This window comes from candidate division WOR-3 bacterium (genome assembly GCA_011052815.1).
Lineage (GTDB): Bacteria > Hydrothermota > Tepidihabitantia > SM23-42 > SM23-42 > DRIG01.
The window spans coordinates 1-4,180 of the sequence record DRIG01000042.1 but is presented as its reverse complement, the minus strand read 5'-3'; the positions used below and the strand labels follow the sequence as shown (position 1 = coordinate 4,180).

3 protein-coding genes are annotated in these 4,180 nt (G+C 47.1%); 2 read left to right on the top strand and 1 reads right to left on the bottom strand.

Annotation, left to right across the window (positions count from 1 at the left end):
• Positions 1 to 486: 486 nt before the first annotated feature.
• Positions 487 to 2,751 carry a T9SS C-terminal target domain-containing protein gene (locus ENI34_03990; GenBank protein ID HEC78288.1) on the top strand — a complete coding sequence of 755 codons (2,265 nt, stop codon included), beginning with the start codon at positions 487 to 489 and terminating at the stop codon, positions 2,749 to 2,751.
• Positions 2,752 to 2,816: 65 nt separating this feature from the next.
• Here the strand turns inward: ENI34_03990 and ENI34_03985 are convergent, their stop codons facing one another.
• Complete coding sequence (locus tag ENI34_03985) at positions 2,817 to 3,431, bottom strand: energy transducer TonB (GenBank protein ID HEC78287.1); 615 nt, start codon at positions 3,429 to 3,431, stop codon at positions 2,817 to 2,819.
• Positions 3,432 to 3,531: 100 nt separating this feature from the next.
• Between ENI34_03985 and ENI34_03980 the strand changes: the two genes are divergently transcribed.
• Positions 3,532 to 4,071, top strand: a complete 540-nt coding sequence (locus ENI34_03980) for a hypothetical protein (protein ID HEC78286.1) — start codon at positions 3,532 to 3,534, stop codon at positions 4,069 to 4,071.
• Positions 4,072 to 4,180 lie beyond the last annotated feature (109 nt).

Sequence of the window (4,180 nt, the reverse complement as noted above, 5' to 3'; positions counted from 1 at the left end):
TCTATTTGCCTTAATTATTGGCAGTCAAGCAGAACGCTATCCTGAGTTACTTCAGTTAATATCCGTATTACCAAAAAAGAAAAAAGCACAGAAATTATTGAGCATATTTAACACAGGGATAATAATCATAAGAAAATGGCCCTCAATCAAATTCCCGATAGATTTAGTCCCGGAGACATTATGAAAAAAGTGGAGAGGAGTCAGGATATGTGATGCTTGACATACCATATTTTATAGTTATAATTTACCATATCTTTTGGGAATAAAAAAAGAGTTTAGGGTATTGACATCTATATTTTTTTGGATATAATTAATTTAAATAGGATATTATAAAGTTATGTGGAAACTTTATAATATCAATATTATTTTTGAAAGGAGGTGATAGATCGTCGGAAAAAGAGTGAACCAGGTTTTAAGGAGTAGACCTGATGTTCAATTGTTAATGGATACTCCGTATAAAGATAGAAACCAACTATAAGGAGGAAAATGATGAAGAAAGTCCTTATCTTAACATTATGTCTGGGATTAATACCCATGCTCTTTGCAGCAAATGAAAGTGATACACGGGTTCCGATGCTTCAACTGCAGAACCCGAATAAACCCCTTGACAATCCTGTGTTTAAGAGAAACCCCCTTGAAGGAAACCGTGATGTTCTTCTCTCTCAAATCCCGGATACTGTAAATGCATCAAATATGGCGTGTCAGCTCGACAGCGTCTATCCATTTGAGGCTGACGTGGCTGATGATATCCAGCCTTCTGGTGCCGGCTGGCGGATCGACTCGGTGATTTCATGGTGGTGGAACTGGAACGGATTTACATCATGGTCCAATGTCCCGAATATCCACTTTATCGTGTACGACGACAACGGTGGACAACCGGCAGACAATCCATCTCAGGAGATTGTCTGTGAACCGAGCAACTGGACAACCTATGAGTATGTTGCAGGCCAGCGCTGGAGACTCGAAATTGAACTGCCTACGTCGGTCAATTTAACCGGCGGCGCCACATACTGGATTGAGATCCAGCCGTCAAATGTATTTAACACCAACGGACAGACCGGTATCGTCGGTGAGCCCGGTTGTGGAAACGGCCAGGAAGCATACTTCCGCGGCGCAATCTTCGGTTACCCGAACTGGGTTACTGCTACCACTGTCTTCGGTCAACCGAATGAAGCGGGCTTTATCCTCATCGGTCAGCCGCTCGGCGGTACACTCCATGATGTCGGAGTCGCTGCCATCAATGCGCCGGGTGCCACTGAAATGCCGAATACCACAATCGCTCCTGAAGCGGTTTATCATAACTATGGTACTGAAACCGAAACATTTGACATTTACTTTGTTATCGATTCTTCGGGTACAACCATCTATAACCAGACCGACAACATCACCCTTGCATCAGGTGCTGAAACCACCTATACCTGGCCCAACTGGACGACCGGTCCGAACGATGGTATCACCTATGATGTAATGGCATATACAGTACTTTCCGGTGATGAGAATCCGGCAAACGACACCATGGCTATGCAGACCGTAACTCAGAGCATCTTCTGGAAAATCTATTCTTCCAACCTACCTCAATCCACTTATTACCATGCAATGGCAGCACTTGATGTCGGTGGCTCACCAAAGGTTTATTCAACCGGTGGTAATACCAATCTAAGTGAGATCGATGAATTCGATGTTGGCACAGAAACATGGACGGTCAGTTCTGCCACACTCTCAACACCAGCCCAGCGTCACGCTGCAGTAGCCTGCAATGGTCTGGTCTATATTGCTGGTGGTTGTGATGCCAGCTTTAATGCGATCAATAATATGCAGGAATTTGACCCGGTTGCTGGCACCGTGACTGAAGTCACACCATTACCGACTGCCCGTCACTTCCTCGGTGCAGTCTGCTGGAAAGACACCCTGATTTACGTCATGGGCGGACAGTCAGGCTCTTCTTACTTTAACGTGGTTGAAATCTATGACCCGGCGACGGATTCCTGGACAACCGGAACCGCAATGCCGATTACCAACCGCTCATTCGCCTGCGGAATCTTCGGCGATACAATCTATGTCGCCGGTGGATACAACGGTGCGTATGTAACCGGTGCCTGGATGGGTATCATCAATCCATCTGATCCCACCCAGATCACCTGGACGGCAATCGCCGACATTCCGACCGGTGCTTCTGGTCAGCCTGGACGTTCAAGAATCCAGGGCGCCTGTGACGCCAATGGATACTTCTATTTTGTCGGTGGTGACGACCATGGAACCGTGGGCGTTGACTGCTGGTACTATGATCCTGGTGATGCCTCCTGGCATCAGCAGCCGGACAAACCAACAGCGATGAGCAATACCCAGGCAGCTGTCTTTGTGAATGACCTTGACGGCGGAACCTTCTTCTGTGCCGGAGGTTATACCGGTGCTCCAGGAAATGCGACTGAAGGTCTGGTGAACCTGGGTCAGTTCGGCGTTGCTGAAAGACCTGACAACAACCAGGTAATCAGCAACTTCGGCTTTGTCAACGTTACCAACCCGACAAAAGGTGCTGCGAACATCTCGTTCATCACACCGATTTCAGGCCATGTCACACTGAAGGTCTATGACGGTATGGGACGTTATGTTGAGACGCTGGTTAACTCAACAAAACCGGCGGGTATCAATACAGTCACCTGGAATACTGACAATCTCGCAAACGGTGTCTACTTCTTCCATCTTGAGGCTGCTGATAATACCGCGACTCAGAAGCTGATTCTTGTGAAATAGACAAAGACGGTTCATTCTTTCCGCCCCGCATGGTTCGAACTATGCGGGGCGGTCTTTTTTAATGCTCAACCGTTCAGAAGTTTGAATTTGAGAGGTATTGAGACCCAGACGCGCACGTATTTGTCACGCTGCTTTGCCGGCGTAAACTTCGCCGACTTCGCCGCAACAAGCGCCGCCTGGTCCAGCATCTGATTGCCGCTCGACTTCAAAATCTTCACCTCACGGATACTGCCGTCGATATCCACCAGCGCCTTAACCACGGTCGTTCCTTCGATACCTGCACGCCGCGCCAATTCCGGGTATTTGGGCTTTGGAATATGAACCGGCTTCGGCTTCACCTCCACTTTGTAATACGGTACGATCTCAATCTCCGGACCGGTCGGCATGGTCCGAATAATATCTTCTTTGAACTCGGTCGCCGCAATCGTCTCCACCGCCTCTTCAGCAACCTCACTCTCGGCCTCGACCGCAACCTTAGGACGTTCTACAGGCGGCGGCTCTTCAAACTTCTCAATCTCTGCTGAAATCTCCTCGACCATCGTCACAATCTCTTTTTTCAATTCATAAGGTTTGGGTGCAGTGTAGGGTACAAACGAGAAGAGAAGGATGAAGATCATCAAGCTTGAAAAGAGCCCGACCCGCAAATATATTCCATACATCTCCTTGTGATCGTGCTTCATAACTACCTCCTTCTATCTATTATTACAATTCCATCTCTGAAATATTCCCGGCTTTATACATCCTCTTTACAAATAAAAAAATATATATATAATTTTTTTTATGAGTAAACGGGCGATCGTCCTTATTTTAGACGGTGTAGGTATCGGAGAGCTGCCGGATGCTGAGACCTACGGAGATAAAGGAAGCAATACCCTGGGTAATTTAGCCCGCATCTGCGGTGGAATAAAATTGCCGACACTTGAACGCCTGGGATTGGGGAATATCAGTCCGATTCAAGGCGTGAACCGGGTGGAAAAACCACTCGCCTGTTTCGGTAAAATGGCGGAAATGTCGCCTGGCAAAGACAGCACCTCTGGCCACTGGGAACTTTTCGGAATAATTCTGAAAAAACCTTTTCCCACCTATCCTGGTGGTTTTCCTGAAAGCATCATCAAAGAGTTTGAATCAAAAATAAAACATAAAGTGCTCGGTAATATTCCTGCATCCGGAACAGAAATCATAAAGCAACTCGGTGAAGAACATTTAAAGACCAAAAAACCCATTGTTTACTCCTCAGCCGACAGTGTTTTCCAGATCGCCTGCCATCTTGATGTCTTCAGTCTGGACGAACTCTATCACTTCTGTGAAATCTCGCGGTAAATATTAAAAGGAGAGCATGCGGTAGCACGGGTCATTGCACGCCCCTTTGCAGGCAAACCGCCTGATTTCTACAGGACAAAGGAGCGGCGCGACTATTCACTTCCTCCAC